19 protein-coding genes are annotated in these 16,764 nt (G+C 34.3%); 14 read left to right on the top strand and 5 right to left on the bottom strand.

What is annotated here, in order from left to right; all coding sequences use genetic code 11:
* The first annotated feature begins 61 nt into the window (after positions 1-61).
* Complete coding sequence (locus N4270_RS05240) at positions 62-328, top strand: hypothetical protein (protein WP_260095883.1); 267 nt, start codon at positions 62-64, stop codon at positions 326-328.
* 79 nt (positions 329-407) lie between these two features.
* Positions 408-680: a hypothetical protein gene (locus N4270_RS05235; protein ID WP_260095882.1), complete on the top strand. Its 273-nt coding sequence runs from the start codon at positions 408-410 to the stop codon at positions 678-680.
* Here the strand turns inward: N4270_RS05235 and thiL are convergent.
* The gene (thiL, locus tag N4270_RS05230; protein ID WP_260095881.1) at positions 661-1,713 is read right to left on the bottom strand and encodes a thiamine-phosphate kinase; all 1,053 of its coding nucleotides are present in this window, start codon (positions 1,711-1,713) and stop codon (positions 661-663) included. The genes N4270_RS05235 and thiL overlap by 20 nt on opposite strands.
* Positions 1,714-2,361: 648 nt before the next feature.
* Between thiL and N4270_RS05225 the strand changes: the two genes are divergently transcribed.
* The 5 genes from N4270_RS05225 (at position 2,362) to sufD (ending at position 6,740) form a co-directional block, all read left to right on the top strand.
* Positions 2,362-2,691, top strand: a complete 330-nt coding sequence (locus N4270_RS05225; RefSeq protein WP_260095880.1) for an iron-sulfur cluster assembly accessory protein — start codon at positions 2,362-2,364, stop codon at positions 2,689-2,691.
* Between the two features lie 9 nt (positions 2,692-2,700).
* Positions 2,701-4,152, top strand: a complete 1,452-nt coding sequence (gene sufB / locus N4270_RS05220) for a Fe-S cluster assembly protein SufB (protein WP_260095879.1) — start codon at positions 2,701-2,703, stop codon at positions 4,150-4,152.
* A gap of 10 nt (positions 4,153-4,162) precedes the next feature.
* Complete coding sequence (locus tag N4270_RS05215; protein ID WP_260095878.1) at positions 4,163-4,600, top strand: hypothetical protein; 438 nt, start codon at positions 4,163-4,165, stop codon at positions 4,598-4,600.
* A 1-nt stretch (position 4,601) separates the two neighbouring features.
* The gene (sufC, locus tag N4270_RS05210) at positions 4,602-5,351 is read left to right on the top strand and encodes a Fe-S cluster assembly ATPase SufC (RefSeq protein ID WP_260095877.1); all 750 of its coding nucleotides are present in this window, start codon (positions 4,602-4,604) and stop codon (positions 5,349-5,351) included.
* 75 nt (positions 5,352-5,426) lie between these two features.
* A complete protein-coding gene (gene sufD / locus N4270_RS05205; RefSeq protein WP_260095876.1) occupies positions 5,427-6,740 on the top strand; it encodes a Fe-S cluster assembly protein SufD in 1,314 nt (437 codons plus the stop codon).
* Here sufD and N4270_RS05200 read toward each other — a convergent pair.
* From N4270_RS05200 to N4270_RS05190, 3 genes are all read right to left on the bottom strand, one after another.
* On the bottom strand, positions 6,730-8,370 hold the full coding sequence (locus tag N4270_RS05200; RefSeq protein ID WP_260095875.1) for a serine hydrolase: 1,641 nt from the start codon (positions 8,368-8,370) through the stop codon (positions 6,730-6,732). The two genes, sufD and N4270_RS05200, sit on opposite strands and share 11 nt — an antisense overlap.
* A 177-nt stretch (positions 8,371-8,547) precedes the next feature.
* Positions 8,548-8,976: a hypothetical protein gene (locus N4270_RS05195; RefSeq protein ID WP_260095874.1), complete on the bottom strand. Its 429-nt coding sequence runs from the start codon at positions 8,974-8,976 to the stop codon at positions 8,548-8,550.
* The gene (locus N4270_RS05190; protein WP_260095873.1) at positions 8,973-9,311 is read right to left on the bottom strand and encodes a PadR family transcriptional regulator; all 339 of its coding nucleotides are present in this window, start codon (positions 9,309-9,311) and stop codon (positions 8,973-8,975) included. The genes N4270_RS05195 and N4270_RS05190 overlap by 4 nt, the downstream gene beginning before the upstream one ends.
* Positions 9,312-9,419: 108 nt before the next feature.
* On the opposite strand from N4270_RS05190, the gene N4270_RS05185 reads away from it, so the two are divergent.
* The 7 genes from N4270_RS05185 to N4270_RS05155 all read left to right on the top strand — a co-directional run bounded on the left by N4270_RS05185 (position 9,420) and on the right by N4270_RS05155 (position 15,460).
* Positions 9,420-10,640, top strand: a complete 1,221-nt coding sequence (locus N4270_RS05185; RefSeq protein ID WP_279309193.1) for a cysteine desulfurase — start codon at positions 9,420-9,422, stop codon at positions 10,638-10,640.
* Positions 10,641-10,691: 51 nt separating this feature from the next.
* Positions 10,692-11,186 carry a hypothetical protein gene (locus N4270_RS05180; RefSeq protein WP_260095872.1) on the top strand — a complete coding sequence of 165 codons (495 nt, stop codon included), beginning with the start codon at positions 10,692-10,694 and terminating at the stop codon, positions 11,184-11,186.
* A gap of 55 nt (positions 11,187-11,241) precedes the next feature.
* Positions 11,242-11,664: a SufE family protein gene (locus tag N4270_RS05175; RefSeq protein ID WP_260096131.1), complete on the top strand. Its 423-nt coding sequence runs from the start codon at positions 11,242-11,244 to the stop codon at positions 11,662-11,664.
* Between the two features lie 6 nt (positions 11,665-11,670).
* Entirely contained in the window at positions 11,671-11,997 is a 327-nt protein-coding gene (locus N4270_RS05170; RefSeq protein WP_260095871.1) for a DUF59 domain-containing protein, read from the top strand.
* Positions 11,998-12,012: 15 nt separating this feature from the next.
* Complete coding sequence (locus tag N4270_RS05165) at positions 12,013-13,848, top strand: ABC transporter ATP-binding protein (RefSeq protein ID WP_260095870.1); 1,836 nt, start codon at positions 12,013-12,015, stop codon at positions 13,846-13,848.
* A 21-nt stretch (positions 13,849-13,869) separates the two neighbouring features.
* Positions 13,870-14,376 (top strand): DUF2480 family protein, encoded by a 507-nt coding sequence (locus N4270_RS05160; RefSeq protein ID WP_260095869.1) that lies wholly within the window; start codon positions 13,870-13,872, stop codon positions 14,374-14,376.
* Between the two features lie 145 nt (positions 14,377-14,521).
* Positions 14,522-15,460 (top strand): DUF3078 domain-containing protein, encoded by a 939-nt coding sequence (locus N4270_RS05155; protein WP_260095868.1) that lies wholly within the window; start codon positions 14,522-14,524, stop codon positions 15,458-15,460.
* A gap of 75 nt (positions 15,461-15,535) precedes the next feature.
* Here the strand turns inward: N4270_RS05155 and hflX are convergent, their stop codons facing one another.
* Positions 15,536-16,759 (bottom strand): GTPase HflX, encoded by a 1,224-nt coding sequence (gene hflX, locus N4270_RS05150; protein WP_260095867.1) that lies wholly within the window; start codon positions 16,757-16,759, stop codon positions 15,536-15,538.
* Positions 16,760-16,764: the final 5 nt, after the last annotated feature.

The raw sequence follows: 16,764 nt of genomic DNA, 5'->3' as shown, positions 1-16,764 counted from the left end.
TACTTTTAAGCGTTTTAATTGACTTTTTTTTCTAAGTTTATACTCCCCAAATCTAACAGCCATGAAAAAAACTACATCAAAATCGTCAAGTCCGTTAAAGATTTACTGTGATATTTTTGGACATAACTATGAGATGACCAAAAAAGTAACCTCGCATGTTAAGGAGTATACCTGCAAATGTTGCAAGCGCCAACTCACCACAAATGGAAATGGGAAACTCACCGAATTAACCCCTAAATATCAAGAAATAAATGCCATTTTAGCCGATATTTATTCGCGTAGAATGTCTCGTTTAAAGAACAAATCACTCAGTTCATCGATATATTAGCGTAAAATCTCACTTTTATTGTTTGGTTTTTATATATTTAGATATCCTCTAAAATTAATAACTAAAACAGTTTAACAAGGTGAAAAGTCTTTACTGCTCAATTTTTGGACATCACTACGAAGTTTCCAAAAACATTACATACCACGTCAAGGAATATAAATGTACCCATTGTAGTTCTGAAGTCACAACCAGTGGCAAAGGTGGTTTAACGCCATTAACACCGAAGTATAAAGAAATCAATTCGGTTTTAGAACGAATTCACACGAGAAGAACGTTAAGAATTCAACAAAAAGCACTTTCAAAAGATCCTGCTGAAAAGTCTCTGTTAAATTTTACGCCTCATTTTTCATAGCATTCCAGCCTTTTGCTATAATAGGAATTGCTTGCTCACCACGAGTAATTAGATGCATACCTCTGTCTTTTTCAGTCATGTAACCTATAACCGTTAAGTTGGGGTTGCCTTTTATTTTCGGGAAATCTTCTTGAGAAATAGTCATGAGTAATTCATAATCTTCACCACCATTTAAAGCAATTGTAGTGCTGTCTATATTAAATTCTTCACAGGTGGAAATAACTTGTGGATCTAACGGAATTTTATTCTCATAAATTTCAACGCCAACATCACTTTGCTTACAGATATGTAACACCTCAGATGAGAGTCCGTCACTAATATCAATCATAGCTGTAGGTTTGACGTTTAATTTGTGGAGGAGTTCAACAATATCTTTCCGCGCTTCAGGTTTTAATTGTCGTTCGATAATATAGGTATAAGCGTCCAAATCAGGTTGATTTTGTGGATTCACTTTAAATACTTCTTTTTCACGTTCCAATACTTGTAATCCCATATAGGCAGCGCCAATATCTCCAGTTACAACCAGTAAATCGTTAGGTTTGGCACCATCTCTATACACAATAGATTCCTTGGTAACTTCTCCAATAGCAGTAACAGAAATAATCAATCCGGTTGTTGATGAAGTCGTATCGCCTCCAATCACATCAATATTATAAATCTTTGCAGCAGTTTCTATTCCAGCATACAATTCTTCCAAAGCTTCTAAAGGAAAACGATTAGACACAGCAATAGAAACTGTTATTTGAGTTGCATTCGCGTTCATAGCATAAACATCACTTAGGTTAACTATAACGGCTTTGTAACCTAAATGCTTTAACGGGACATAAGTCAAATCAAAATGCACATTCTCAACCAATAAATCGGTAGTCACTAAGATTTGTTTAGAGCCATGATTTAATACTGCTGCATCATCACCAATACCTTTAACTGTGGTTTGTTGTTTGATTTCAAAATTCTTAGTTAAATGCTCAATAAGACCAAATTCTCCAAGTTGATCTAATGAGGTGCGTTGCGGATTTTTATCTTCTATCATATTGCAAAAATAAGTAGCTTTTTTAGAAGAGCATGATTAGAAGCTGCATTTTTATAACTACTGCAGATACGAATACATGTATTTCATCGAAAAAACAGGTGTTTTAACGATGAGTTAAATTTAAATTCCTATGTTAGTCTTCCCAAATTTTTTTAACCTACTATGCAAACCACTACGACCAACGAATTATCGTGTTCGGTTTTTGGACACAATTTAGAGCGCTCCCCTTTGGCGTCTAAAAATTCATATGAACTTATTTGTAAAACGTGTCAATCTAAAGTTTCTGAGCGAGATCGAGAAGAGTTTGATATACTTCCGATAAAAAATCGTGAAATAAGCACAGCACTGAGGCAACTTTTTCTCTTAAAAAGCCAATATGTTCATAGGCAGCTTTCAATCTAAATAAGCGCTTTACTTCACTGTGTTATATTCTAATATTGATAAGTCATTTCAGTATTAAAATTGCGTATATCATCATTTGCTAATATAATGTTAGGTTCTATGGTATAAATAGACTTATGTTGTATATTTGCAATCTATTTAGACAAAACCTCTTTTTTAAGTTTTTTAGGAAGAAGTTGAAGACTTAATAGATACAAATCTGACAATAAAGCATTACAGTAAAAACAGATTAAATCTATAAAACACATGATTAAAGTATCAGAATCAGCTAAAAAGAAAGTCATTGAGTTGATGAATGACGATGGCTTTAACGCTACGACCGACTTTATTAGAGTTGGTGTAAAAAGCGGTGGATGCTCTGGTTTATCATATGATTTAAAGTTTGATAAAGACCAACAAGAAGATGATAAAGTCTTTGAAGATAATGGTGTTAAAATTATCGTTGATAAAAAGAGCTTTTTGTATTTGATAGGTACAACCCTTGAATATTCTGGCGGATTGAATGGCGCTGGATTTGTGTTTAATAACCCAAATGCTAACAGAACCTGTGGTTGCGGAGAATCATTCTCACTTTAAAAACGATTTATGAGCAATAAGTATACAGAAGATGATTTAAGAGAAGAATTAAAAACCAAAGAATATGAATATGGTTTTTATACAGACATTGAATCAGAAACGTTTCCCAATGGTCTAAATGAAGACATTGTTCGTGCCATTTCTAAGAAAAAGGAAGAGCCACAATGGATGACAGATTGGAGACTTGAAGCCTTTAAAGTCTGGAAAGATATGACCGAGCCTGAATGGGCAAACGTTCATTATCAAAAACCAGATTTTCAAGCAATTTCTTATTATTCTGCACCTAACAGTAAACCGAAGTATGACAGCATAGACGAAGTAGATCCAGAGCTGTTAGCAACCTTTGAAAAGTTAGGAATTTCTCTTGATGAACAAAAGAAACTAGCTGGAGTAGCTATGGATGTTGTGGTCGATTCTGTTTCGGTAGCGACAACTTTTAAAAAGACACTTGCCGAGAAAGGAATCATTTTTATGAGTATTTCTGAAGCGATTAAAGAACATCCAGAACTGGTTAAAAAATATATTGGTACAGTTGTACCCCAAAAAGACAATTTTTATGCAGCATTAAATAGTGCTGTGTTTAGTGATGGTAGTTTTTGCTACATCCCTAAAGGAGTTCGTTGCCCAATGGAGCTCTCAACTTACTTTAGAATTAATCAGGCAGGTACTGGTCAGTTTGAAAGAACATTAGTCATTGCCGATGAAGGGAGCTATGTTTCTTACCTTGAAGGCTGTACAGCGCCAAGTCGTGATGAAAATCAATTGCACGCAGCCGTAGTAGAGCTTATTGCTTTAGACGATGCTGAAATTAAATATTCTACCGTTCAAAACTGGTACCCAGGAAATGCTGAAGGTAAAGGAGGTGTTTATAACTTTGTAACCAAAAGAGGCTTGTGTGAAACCAATGCAAAAATCTCTTGGACTCAAGTAGAAACAGGATCTGCTGTAACTTGGAAATACCCTTCATGTATATTGAAAGGCGATAATTCGGTAGGTGAATTTTACTCCATTGCTGTGACCAATAATTACCAGCAAGCCGATACCGGAACGAAGATGATTCACCTCGGAAAAAACACAAAATCAACCATTATTTCTAAAGGAATTTCCGCAGGGAAATCTCAAAATTCTTATAGAGGTTTGGTTCAGATTAGCTCCAGAGCAGATAATGCCAGAAACTTTTCTCAATGTGATAGTTTGTTGATGGGAAATGAATGTGGCGCACATACGTTTCCGTATATCGAAGCAAAAAATAAATCGGCTCAAATAGAGCACGAAGCCACCACAAGTAAAATTGGTGAGGATCAGATTTTTTATTGCAACCAAAGAGGAATTGATACCGAAAAAGCAATTGCACTTATCGTTAACGGGTTTAGCAAAGAGGTACTCAATAAATTACCAATGGAGTTTGCTGTAGAAGCTCAAAAATTATTAGAAATTAGTCTCGAAGGTTCTGTAGGTTAAAATTAGTAGTATGAGAAAAATACTTGTATTAATGATGATGTTTACAGCGTTTATAAGCTGTAAAGACGATCAGAAAAAAGACACAGATGTTACATCTGAAGAAAAAGCAGTCGTTGCTGAAGAAGGCAAAACTTTAAAGCAAAGCGATGGCCTCATAGCTATTCAAGGGAATTTTATTTATTCTAAAAAAGACAATGCTGCAGTATTACAAACAGCCACCAAGATTTATGGTCTTGTCATTGACGAAAAACTACAGGAGTTAAACACGCTTGCAAAACCGTATAAACAGGAAGATACCGATATGGTTCCTGTAACTATAAGAGGGCGAATGTTTAAAAAAGACCCTGAAACAGAAGGTTGGGAAGACCGTATTGAAATAAAAGAAATATTGAAGGTGACTGCACCAGATTTAAATGAAAACGAAGTTATAAAAGTAGGTAGCAAATAATATGTTAAAGATAAATGATTTACACGCAAGTGTTGAAGACAAAGCCATTTTAAGAGGCATTAATTTAGAAGTTAAAGCTGGTGAAGTTCACGCCATAATGGGGCCAAATGGTTCGGGTAAAAGTACTTTAGCTTCTGTGATTGCTGGCAAAGAAGAATATGAAGTTACTAAAGGAGAAATCCTTTTAGATAATGAGGATATTGATGAACTCGCTGCCGAAGAACGTGCTCATAAAGGGATCTTTTTATCGTTTCAATATCCTGTTGAAATTCCGGGAGTTAGTGTTACAAACTTCATGAAAACAGCGATTAACGAAACTAGAAAAGCTAAAGGGCAAGACGACATGCCAGCTAATGAAATGCTGAAAATGATTCGTGAAAAAGCCGAACTTTTAGAGATTGATAGAAAGTTTTTATCACGTTCTTTAAATGAAGGATTTTCTGGAGGCGAGAAAAAGCGTAATGAGATTTTTCAAATGGCAATGCTAGAACCTAAACTAGCTATTTTAGATGAAACCGATTCAGGTCTTGATATCGATGCTTTGCGTATTGTAGCTAATGGTGTTAATAAACTAAAAAGCAAAGACAATGCGGTGATTGTTATTACACATTACCAACGTTTATTAGATTATATCGTACCAGATTTTGTACATGTACTTCACGAAGGACGAATCGTTAAATCTGGAACCAAAGAATTGGCGCACGAACTCGAAGAAAAGGGTTACGATTGGATTAAACAAGAATTGGTATAGTACAGTTTCTGATTAGGAATCTAGAATAAATGTACAAATAAATAGTGCTGCTTTTGCAGAAAGGATACAAAGAGAATGGATTTAAAAGATAAATTAATATCGTCATTTATGGCATTTGAGAACACGGTTAATAATGAAACTCCGGTTCATGATGTTAGAAGTGAAGCTATGAAATCATTTGAAGATAAAGGATTTCCGTCTAAACGTGATGAAGCCTGGAAATACACCTCATTAAACACGGTATTAAAACATGATTACAGTGTGTTTCCGAAGCAAGAAAACGCCTTAGAATACAGAGATATTAAGAAGTATTTTATTCATGATATTGATACCTACAAAGTGGTTTTTGTCGATGGAAAGTATTCTTCTCACTTATCTCAAACAACGCATGATGGGATTGATGTTTGTTTAATGTCTGCAGCATTAACTAAACCAAAATACCGTTTGATGATTGAAAATTATTTCAATAAAGCGGCTACTAAAGACAGTTTATCCTCTTTAAACACAGCATTTTCACAAGAAGGTGCCTATATTCATATTCCGAAAAATAAAGTGGTTGAAAAACCAATTCAGATTATTCATTTTTCAACTGGTAATGAATCGGCTTTACTTTTACAACCGCGTAACTTGATTGTGGTAGATGAAAATTCTCATGTTCAAATTATTGAACGTCATCAAAGTTTAACAGACCATCCGGTTTTAACTAACAGTGTCACCGAAGTTTTTGCAAATAAACGTGCCATTGTTGATTATTATAAAATTCAGAATGACAAGCAAAGTGCCTCGTTAGTTGATCATACATTTATCAAGCAAAAACGTGAAAGCCATGCTTCTGTGCATACTTTTAGTTTTGGAGGTCAACTTACGCGTAATAACCTTAATTTTTATCAGGAAGGTGAGCGTATCGATTCTACTTTAAAAGGCGTGACTATTATTGGCGATAAGCAACATGTTGACCACAATACATTAGTGCATCATATCGAGCCAAATTGCGAAAGTCATCAGGATTACAAAGGCATATTTGCTGATAAGTCTACAGGTGTTTTCAATGGAAAAGTCGTTGTTGACAAAATTGCTCAGAAAACCAATGCTTTTCAGGCGAACAATAATATTTTATTAAGCGATAAAGCCTCTATAAACACGAAACCTCAGTTAGAGATTTTTGCTGATGACGTCAAGTGTTCTCATGGCTGTACCATTGGGCAATTAGATGAGAGTGCTATGTTCTACATGCGATCTCGAGGGATTCCCGAAAAGGAAGCTAAAGCTTTATTGATGTTTGCTTTTAGCAATAATGTATTGGATTCGGTTAAAATCCCTGAAATTAAACAACGTATTACCAAGATTATCGCTAATAAATTAGGTGTAAATATAGGATTCAATCTTTAACGAACTCTATATTACTTACTTGTCCGTCGCAAGACAATAACATTCCAGTGATATTATTATTATTTGATGATATAAAATGGTATAAAGTCCTATCTCCATTACCAAATTGGTTAATTAGTATTGGATGTAGAGTGATCGTATCATGTTGAGCATATGATAATTTTAATGTATCATTTTCTATAAAAAAGTGATATGTTGCTTGCAATTCTTCCGAAAAATAATTGCCTGTATAGTCTTCTAAATGATTAGGGATTTGCTTTATAAGTTTTATGCGTTTAAAGTAAAAAGGAGTTCCTCCAAATGAAATAGTCATATCGTAGGTTGGTGTTTTTTTAAAATTATATTTTACATTTTGAGCATGATGTCTTACAAACTCATTACTGCTGTTTTGTAGTAAAGGTATTTTGGTTTTTCCCTTAGAGCCCATCGCTTTTAGTGTGTCATTTTCAACTAAAATCTGCATGGTCATATCACTATTAATTTCTATATAATCACCAATAAACTGATTCAAATTTTGAGGTTCGTAAGGCTCAAATGGATCTATTTCGATAAGCTCTTTTTCCTCAGAACTTATGAACAAATTTAGAATTTGATAAGCGATAGGTGTTGGGTTTATAGACTGTAAATTTGTAAGTATAATAATACTAATCTTTTTATCTGGTACAGATATAAATTGTGTTTGTCCACCAAAACCAAAACCACTATGACTAAAGGTTTTAAACCCTTTGTAATGATCAAGCATTAAACCTCTTGTATATGTTGCTTCTTGACCCGAAGCTAGTACTTCAGAAGTTTTAAGAAACTTAGCGAGGTCTTTAAACTTAGGTGTTTCCTCATTAAGCATTTGCGCCCATAGTGTCATGTCAATTAAATTACTGCCCATACTTCCTGCACCATAACTCAACTGGTTTGATGTATTATAAACAAAGCCGTCTTCTTGTTTTTGATAACCTATAGCTCTATTTTTTATTGGTTTTCCGCTAGTAACTTTTACAAATGTATTTTTCATACCCAACGGATTAAGAATTTTAGTTTTCAGATAGGTATCCAAGTTTTGACCTGAAACTTGTTCTACTATTAAGGCTAACAGGTTGTAATTTGTATTTGAATAAGTGATTTTTTCGCCTGGAAAATGATTGAGATTTTTTTGTCTTTGAGCTAATTCAAGAACATAAGAATTGTCATAATAATTTTTATCATAATCAAAGCCAGATAAATGCATTAGGGTGTGATAATTTCTAATTCCACTTGAATGGTTTAAAAGGTGTTTAATTTGTATTGATTTTCCGTAACTGGGAAAGCCTGGAAAAAACAAAGTAATAGGATCCTCTAAATTTAATTTTGATTCTTGTATTAAAGCCCATATTGCAGCAGCTGTAAATTGCTTACTAATGGAAGCAAGACTAAAAATAGTGGAATCCGAATTTTTGATATTATAATCTAAATTAGCACTCCCAATTCCTCTTGAATAAAGTATGGTCGTATCTTGAAGAACTCTAATAGCCAAACCAGGAGCATCTTGTATTTCATACTCTTGTAAAAGTGCATCGATTTTGACTTTAGGTTCGCTTTGTGCAGTACTTTTAATAGATATACACCATAATGCTAGCAAACAATAAGCTCTTAACATTGCTTATATTTTTGATAAAAGTAGACAGGGATTAGCCCAAAGTTTAAAAATAAAAACCCTACAAATACAATTATACCTCGATAAGGCCATGTTAAAAATTCAAACATGGCACCAATACCTAAAATGAAGAAGGTAATAAATCCGAGAACGTAGAATGATTTTTTCATAGTAGTTGATTTAAGAAAATTTATGGATTGATTTTTTATATCTAGCATAAAAATGAATTGGCAGTATTACCAAAAATGAGATGAGTATTGCGCCTAGTAACCAAGCATTGGCGTAAGGCCATTGCATCATTTGAAATACTAAACTTGTAACCAACAGAAGAATGACAACAAAGCCAGCAGAAAACTTCAACTTATTTATCATAACTATCTGTTTAGCATGTTGTTGAAGGTGAGTTTCGCGCTGTAAATTTTGAAAATTGGCATATCCACCAAATTTCTGAAGTGCTTCTTGATATAAACAATCAAAATCTTGAGATTCATTGGTTTCTATAAAGGTGCATATGTGGTCGAGCAAATCTTCTCGCAATGCATCAGATGTCACACCATAAAGCTTTAAGTTATTATCTATAAATTCAATTTGTTGATCAGATAGTATCATGATGTTATATTTTCTGAGTTAAAAATTAGTTGAAGTGTCTTGATAAAGTCATGTATTTCATTAGTGACTTCGGCTACCATTTGCTTGCCTTCTTTGGTGACTTTATAATATTTTCTGACACGTTTACCTATATATACTTTTTCTGTATCTAAAACACCTTTAGCTTCTAGTTTATGCAGAATTGGATACAGAGCACCTTCTGAAATATCTATTTTTCCAGACGTTAATTTTTTTACTTCTTGTGTAATCTCGTAACCATACATTTTATCTCGACTGTTTACGAGTTTTAATATAATAGGTTGTAAGGTTCCTTTGGTGAGTTCTTTGCTATACATGTGATAAAAATACATTTTATTTAAATGTATACAAACAAAATGCTAAAAATTTTATAAGTTTTTTTTTATAAATGACATATTAGATAAACATCTTGTAATTTTGTATCTATGATAAATATTGATAACATTAGAGCAGATTTTCCTATCCTTAACAGACAGGTCAACGGAAAGCCTTTAGTATATTTTGATAATGCCGCAACCTCACAAACACCACAACAAGTGATTGATGTGATTGTAGATTATTATTCAAATTACAATGCTAATATTCATAGAGGTGTTCATACTTTAAGTCAGGAGGCCACCGATTTATACGAAGATGCCCGACTTAAAATTCAACAGCATTTTAATGCCAAGCATAGCTATGAAATACTACTAACCTCTGGGACAACACATGGTATTAATTTAGTGGCTAATGGTTTTACCAGCTTGTTAGATGCGCATGATGAGGTTATAGTATCGGCATTAGAACACCATAGTAATATTGTGCCTTGGCAAATGTTATGTGAGCGAACAGGAGCGACTTTAAAAGTCATTCCTATGACTACTGATGGTGAGTTAATAATGAATGCTTATGAAGCACTGCTCTCAGAACGTACAAAACTAGTGTTTGTCAACCATATTTCGAATGCCTTAGGTACCATTAATCCTATTGAAACCATCATTCAAAAAGCCCATGAAGTTGGTGCCGCTGTTCTTATTGATGGCGCACAATCGTGTCCGCACATCAAACCCGATGTTCAGGCGCTCGATGTTGATTTTTATGTAGCTTCTGCTCATAAAATGTGTGGACCAACAGGTGTTGGTGTTCTGTACGGAAAAGAAGAATGGCTCGATAAATTACCACCTTATCAAGGTGGTGGCGAAATGATAGATCAGGTGTCTTTTGAAAAAACGACCTATGCTGGTTTGCCTCATAAATTTGAAGCAGGAACGCCTAATATTTGTGGCGGAATTGCCTTTGGAGCTGCTGTAGATTATATGAATGCCATTGGCTTTGATGCAATTTCACGCTATGAGCATGAACTTTTAGAATATGCCACAGCACAGTTGCTAGAAATTGAAGGCTTGGAGATTATTGGTCCAAAAGATTTAAAAAACAAAACATCGGTAATTTCTTTTAATCTGAAAGATATTCATCCATACGATGTAGGAACCATATTGGACAAAATGGGTATTGCGGTTCGAACAGGACACCATTGTGCTCAACCTATTATGGATTTTTTCAATATTCCAGGAACCGTTAGAGCCTCCTTTGCATTTTACAATACTAAAGCCGAAATAGACGCTTTAATTTCAGGTGTTAAGAAAGCAAAAATGATGCTGTCTTAAAGTTTGGCTTCTTTTTTGTAATATTACTGTAAACACTAAAAGCTAAAAGGTATGAAACTCATAATATGTTTATTCGTTATGCTAATTTCGGCAAAGGAATGTGATCAAAAGAAAGCACAGATGGGAACTCATGAGGCATCTTCAGAATTGACGCTACAAGCTTCAGAAATGAGACTTCAAGACCATGAAATCACTAGTTATCGTGCGTCCACAAGAGGCTTTTATTTGCAAATATGGATAGAAGGTGATTCTATAAAATATACGAACGATTATAACTTAAAGGCTATCACAACGCGTTTAATTCCGAAGGAAGAAAAAGAGGCATTTATCCAATTGTTGAGTGCCATAGACGAAACCGCTCTTTCAGATTATGAAGCGCCTTCTAAAACACATCATCATGATGCTGCTCCTGCGGCCTTTTTAGAAATTTCAAAAGGCGGCGAAATCTATAGAAGCAAAAGCTTTGATCACGGAAAACCTCCGAAAGCAATTCTTGATATAGTTGAAAAAATACTATATATCAAAGATATCGTTGAGAAGCAGTAGATAAGTCTTATCTTTGTGTCTCCGGAAACCGATGTTGAAATCAAAAAAAATGAAGATGACCATTGCAGAAATACAAGAAGATATTATAGACGAGTTTTCAATGTTTGATGATTGGGAAGAACGCTATCAATACATGATAGATCTTGGTAAGACTTTGCCCTTAATTGATGCGCAATACAAAACAGAAGATCATATTATTAAAGGATGCCAGAGTAAAGTCTGGTTACATGCGCAAATGAACGACGATAAAGTTGAATTTACAGCCGATAGTGATGCGATTATCACTAAAGGCATTATTGCAATTTTAATTAGAGCCTTTTCTAATCAGCATCCCAAAGCTATTATTGAAAGTAATACCGATTTTATCGACCAAATTGGTCTGAAAGAACATTTATCACCAACACGAGCAAATGGATTGGTGAGTATGATAAAACAAATTAAAATGTATGCCATTGCATACCAAACACAGTTAAACTAGTTCGATATGAGCGAAACAACAATAGATACAAACGTTTTAGGTGAAAAAATTGTAAGGGTTTTAAAAACCATTTATGATCCAGAAATCCCTGTAGATATATACGAGTTAGGTCTTATTTATGATGTGTTCGTAAATGAAGATTACGACGTAAAAATATTAATGACTTTAACCACACCAAACTGTCCTGTGGCAGAGACTTTACCTCTAGAGGTTGAAGAAAAAGTGAAGTCGTTAAATGATGTAAAATCTGCTGAAGTAGAAATCACCTTCGATCCGCCTTGGAGCCAAGATTTAATGAGCGAAGAAGCTAAATTAGAGCTTGGAATGCTGTAACAATTAAAATATTTAATGCCAAGACAAACGCCTAAGTCTCTTAAGGACACTAATAAAACAAGCTTAAAAAGATCGTTTAGTGCCTTAATTTTTATTCCGAGGTTTTTCAAAGAAATTTGGATTACCAATAAAAAGAAATTCCTTTTATCTGCTTTTTGTCGACTCATTGGAGCGGTTTTACCCGTTGTCATTTTATGGGTTGGTAAAATCATTATTGACGAGATTATTCTTCAGTCTAAAGCCGAAACGGCCGACTTAACAAACCTTTGGACTTATGTAGGTATAGAGTTTGCGCTCATTATACTTTCCGATTTAATTAGCAGAGCCATTGCATTAACCGATAGTTTATTGGGTGATGCCTATTCTATAAGTTCATCGGTAAGCATCATTAAAAAAACCAATCAAATTAATATCAGTCTGCTTGAAGACTCTGAATTTTACGATAAACTAGAACGTGCCAGAACCCAAACGACAGGTCGGGTTGGTTTGATGTCTAATGCTTTAGGTGAAGTGCAAAGTTTAATTTCTATTGCCACCTTGGTTGCCGGACTTATTTATTTTGAACCTTACCTCATTATTTTGTTGATATTGAGTATTATTCCGTCGTTTATTAACGAAATCTGGTTTAGCCAGAAACAGTATTCATTGGCGCGAGGTTGGACAGCCGAAAGGCGTGAACTCGATTACCTACGTTTTATTGGCGCGAACAACCAAACCGCTAAAGAGATAAAATTATTTGGTTTAACCGACTTCGTTGTAGATCGCTTTAAAAACTTATCTGACGAATACTATGAACTGAATAAAAAGTTAGCTGTTAAACGTTCGGCCTTAGGTTTTTTATTTAATGTTCTTGGAACCTTAAGCTATTATGGGGCTTACGTTTTTATTATTTATAGAGTCATTTCTGGGATGATTACTTTAGGCGAACTGACGTTTTTATCAGGAGCATTTAATAGACTCACGCGAAACCTTCAAGACTTCTTTTCTAAATTTACCAGAATTACCGAAAGCGCCTTGTACCTAAAAGATTATTTTGAGTTTCTAGATATTTCTATTGAACCAACTCATGCCGAAGATCAAACTCTACCAACAACCATTAGTTTGGGTTTTGAGTTTAAAAATGTACATTTTTCTTATCCTGATGCTGATGTCGAAATTTTAAAAGGCGTGAGTTTTAAAATCAATGCTGGCGAAAAAATGGCTTTTGTTGGTCAAAATGGTGCAGGAAAAACTACATTAACAAAACTGTTATTGCGTTTTTATGAGCCGACTTCGGGAGAAATTCTCTTAGACGGTATTAATATCAACCGATTTAAAAAAGCCGAGTACCAAGAATTTTTCGGTGTTATTTTTCAAGACTTTTTCAAATACGAATTTACGGTTAGAGAGAATATTGCTATTGGCAATATTGAAGAACTAGACAATCAGGAAAAAATTGAAAAAGCAGCTGCCTTAAGTTTAGCAGATGAAGTGGTTTCAGAATTAAAACTTGGCTATAACCAACAATTAGGGAAACGTTTTTACAAAGGACAAGAACTTTCTGGAGGCCAATGGCAAAAAGTGGCATTAGCAAGGGCCTATATGAAAGATGCCAAGGTGATGATTTTAGACGAACCAACGTCAGCATTAGATGCCAAAGCCGAAAGCGACGTATTTGAACACTTTATTGGTTTAACAAAAGATAAGACCAGTATTATTATTTCACATCGATTTAGTACGGTGAGACAGGCAGATAGAATTTTGGTTCTGAAAGATGGAAAAGTTCTTGAACTAGGAACACATCAAGAACTTATGAGTAACCAGTCATTGTATGCGCAGTTATTTGCTTTACAAGCTGAAGGTTACCAATAAATAAAATATTAAATTTGTAGTATGGCTGAAGAAATCATAAATAGAGTAGCACAAAGTAAATTGATGGTTGTAGATCTTGAAGATTACTACCCAGAAGGTGAACGCTTTGTTTTTGATATTAAAGACTGGCTATTTGAAGGCTTTGTACTTCGTGAAAAAGAGTTCAGACAGTTGGTTAAGGATTATGACTGGTCTGTTCATCAAAATCAGTTTGTAGCTTTAACCTGTTCTACCGATGCAATAATTCCTGCGTGGGCCTATATGTTATTAACCATAGAGTTACAACCTTATGTTCGTAAAGTATGTGTAGGTGATTTAGAAACACTTGAAACTTCAATCTATCAAGATATTATTACTGCACTTGATGTTGCACCTTATAAAGACAAGCCGCTTATTATAAAAGGTTGTGCCCACAAACCAGTGCCTTCAAATGCTTATATCATGTTGTCAAGCAAACTAAAACCAGTGGCCAAATCAATTATGTATGGCGAAGCTTGTTCGTCGGTACCACTTTTCAAAAAAAAATAATGGTACTCCTGTGACTTTCAATTAAAGTTTGCGTCTAATACAAGGAGTTTATATATTCATTTTATTTCAATTTATTGGTGTTCAAATGACTAATGAATATATTTGCACTTAATTAATGAAGTTGAAAATTATTAAAACTAAAATTATGACTAAAAAATTACTTTTAACTGCAATATTGATGGTATCAATATCTTTTGGTTTTTCTCAAACTAAAGAAGAGTTACAAGCTCAAAAAGCAGAAAAACAAGCAGAAGCCGATGCTGCTCAAGCAGAAGCTAATGCATTACAAGCTCAAATAGACGCTTTGCCAGGTTGGAGAGTGGGCGCTTTTGGTGTTATTGGTGGAAGCTTATCAAACTTTAACAACTGGTATTCGCAAGGTGTTCCTAATAACTCTTCAGGTAATATTGGGTTTACTGTGAACGGATTTGCTAATTTAATTGAGGATAAATTTTTCTGGAGAAACTCATTAAATACCAACTTAAGTTGGGTGAAATTAGATAATAAAGATACCGACTTAGATAGCGACGATTTTGAGCCAACTACAGACGTATTTAATATTTCATCTTTATATGGTAGAAAATTAAGTGAAAAATTTGCGATTTCTGGATTAATGGAATACAGAACGACGATTTTAAATAACTTTAATGATCCAGGATATTTAGATCTTGGTGTTGGTGCCACTTGGACACCTATCGATAATCTTATTGTTGTTATTCACCCTTTAAACTACAACTTTGTTTTTGCTGAAAATGACACTGTTTTTGAATCGTCATTAGGTGCTAAAATTGTGGCCGATTATACACGTCAAATAGGTGCTGTCGCTTTTAAATCAAACCTATCAATGTTTCAAAGTTATAAAAGCGGAGATTTATCTAACGTAACTTGGACGAACTCTTTTAGCTATACGCTATGGAAAATGATTGGTGTTGGTTTTGACTTCGGATTGAGAAGTAACAAACAAGAAGCATTAAATTTTGCATTGGCTAATTTTGATGGTGATGCTGCAGATGCGCCAACATTTGATAATGTAGATAACGAATTACAAACTTACTATACTTTAGGATTGACTTACAAATTCTAAACAATAGGGTTTAATACCATAAAAAAAGCATCCTAATATTTTAGGATGCTTTTTTGTTTTTTAAAGGCTTATGTTTTATTCGCTGTCTTCAATATCTTCAGTGTAATCAGGATATAAGAAATGATTATACGGAAAACGCGTCACATGAATTTCTCGTACTTCATCATAAACACGCTTTTTAAACGTATCGATATTCTTTTTGTTCAACGCCGAAATAAATAAAGCATTTTTTCCAACGCGATTCATCCATGTATTTTTCCATTCGTCTAAAGAGTAATGTGATGAAGTTCTTTCGGTAATTAAATCATCTTCATCAAAAGGTTCAGCTTTATAGGCATCAATTTTATTGAAGACCATTATTGTAGGCTTATCTGAACTGTCAATTTCACCAAGAATTTTATTGACCGATTCGATATGTTCTTCAAAATTAGGATGGGAAATATCAACCACATGTAGTAATAAATCGGCTTCTCTAACTTCGTCAAGCGTACTTTTAAATGACTCAACAAGCTGCGTTGGTAATTTTCGTATAAACCCAACAGTATCGGTTAGTAAAAAAGGAAGGTTTTGAATCACCACTTTTCTAACAGTCGTATCTAAGGTTGCAAATAATTTATTTTCAGCAAAAACATCACTTTTACTAATCACATTCATTAAGGTCGATTTGCCAACATTGGTATAACCAACCAAAGCTACACGAACCATTTTCCCTCGATTACCACGTTGAACAGCCATTTGCTTATCAATAGTTTTAATCTTGGCTTTTAATAAGGCAATCTTATCACGAACAATTCGTCTATCGGTTTCAATCTCGGTTTCACCAGGACCACGCATTCCAATACCACCTTTTTGACGCTCAAGGTGAGTCCACATTCCTTTAAGTCTAGGAAGTAAATATTCACACTGCGCTAATTCAACTTGAGTACGTGCATAGCTTGTTGTAGCACGTTGAGCGAAAATATCTAAGATGAGGTTGGTTCGGTCTAAAACCTTACAGCCTAATATCTTACTAATATTTCGTTCTTGAGCAGCAGATAATTCGTCATCAAATATGGCAGTTCCCACCTCATGTTCTTCGATATAATTCTGCACTTCTTGCATTTTACCAGAACCAATAAAGGTTTTGGGATTTGGCATATCCATTTTTTGAGTAAAGCGTTTCAATACGTCGCCACCAGCAGTATAAGTCAAAAATTCTAATTCATCTAAATATTCTTTAGATTGTTCTTCGTTTTGTTCTCTGGTAACCACACCAATAAGGACTGCCTTTTCTAACTCTATGTCTTTTTTTTCAATCATATTTG

This window comes from Psychroserpens sp. SPM9 (assembly GCF_025153525.1).
Lineage (GTDB): Bacteria > Bacteroidota > Bacteroidia > Flavobacteriales > Flavobacteriaceae > Psychroserpens.
This window is presented reverse-complemented; position numbering and strand designations above follow the sequence as displayed.

Excerpts from the sequence above, each read along its gene's own strand:
- N4270_RS05240 (WP_260095883.1), top strand. The coding sequence starts at position 62 with ATGAAAAAAACTACATCAAAATCGTCAAGTCCGTTAAAGATTTACTGT.
- thiL (WP_260095881.1), bottom strand. The coding sequence starts at position 1,713 with ATGATAGAAGATAAAAATCCGCAACGCACCTCATTAGATCAACTTGGA.
- N4270_RS05225 (WP_260095880.1), top strand. The coding sequence starts at position 2,362 with ATGATTAAAGTATCAGAATCAGCTAAAAAGAAAGTCATTGAGTTGATG.
- sufB (WP_260095879.1), top strand. The coding sequence starts at position 2,701 with ATGAGCAATAAGTATACAGAAGATGATTTAAGAGAAGAATTAAAAACC.
- N4270_RS05215 (WP_260095878.1), top strand. The coding sequence starts at position 4,163 with ATGAGAAAAATACTTGTATTAATGATGATGTTTACAGCGTTTATAAGC.
- sufC (WP_260095877.1), top strand. The coding sequence starts at position 4,602 with ATGTTAAAGATAAATGATTTACACGCAAGTGTTGAAGACAAAGCCATT.
- sufD (WP_260095876.1), top strand. The coding sequence starts at position 5,427 with ATGGATTTAAAAGATAAATTAATATCGTCATTTATGGCATTTGAGAAC.
- N4270_RS05200 (WP_260095875.1), bottom strand. The coding sequence starts at position 8,370 with ATGTTAAGAGCTTATTGTTTGCTAGCATTATGGTGTATATCTATTAAA.
- N4270_RS05195 (WP_260095874.1), bottom strand. The coding sequence starts at position 8,976 with ATGATACTATCTGATCAACAAATTGAATTTATAGATAATAACTTAAAG.
- N4270_RS05190 (WP_260095873.1), bottom strand. The coding sequence starts at position 9,311 with ATGTATAGCAAAGAACTCACCAAAGGAACCTTACAACCTATTATATTA.
- N4270_RS05185 (WP_279309193.1), top strand. The coding sequence starts at position 9,420 with ATGATAAATATTGATAACATTAGAGCAGATTTTCCTATCCTTAACAGA.
- N4270_RS05180 (WP_260095872.1), top strand. The coding sequence starts at position 10,692 with ATGAAACTCATAATATGTTTATTCGTTATGCTAATTTCGGCAAAGGAA.
- N4270_RS05175 (WP_260096131.1), top strand. The coding sequence starts at position 11,242 with ATGACCATTGCAGAAATACAAGAAGATATTATAGACGAGTTTTCAATG.
- N4270_RS05170 (WP_260095871.1), top strand. The coding sequence starts at position 11,671 with ATGAGCGAAACAACAATAGATACAAACGTTTTAGGTGAAAAAATTGTA.
- N4270_RS05165 (WP_260095870.1), top strand. The coding sequence starts at position 12,013 with ATGCCAAGACAAACGCCTAAGTCTCTTAAGGACACTAATAAAACAAGC.
- N4270_RS05160 (WP_260095869.1), top strand. The coding sequence starts at position 13,870 with ATGGCTGAAGAAATCATAAATAGAGTAGCACAAAGTAAATTGATGGTT.
- N4270_RS05155 (WP_260095868.1), top strand. The coding sequence starts at position 14,522 with ATGACTAAAAAATTACTTTTAACTGCAATATTGATGGTATCAATATCT.
- hflX (WP_260095867.1), bottom strand. The coding sequence starts at position 16,759 with ATGATTGAAAAAAAAGACATAGAGTTAGAAAAGGCAGTCCTTATTGGT.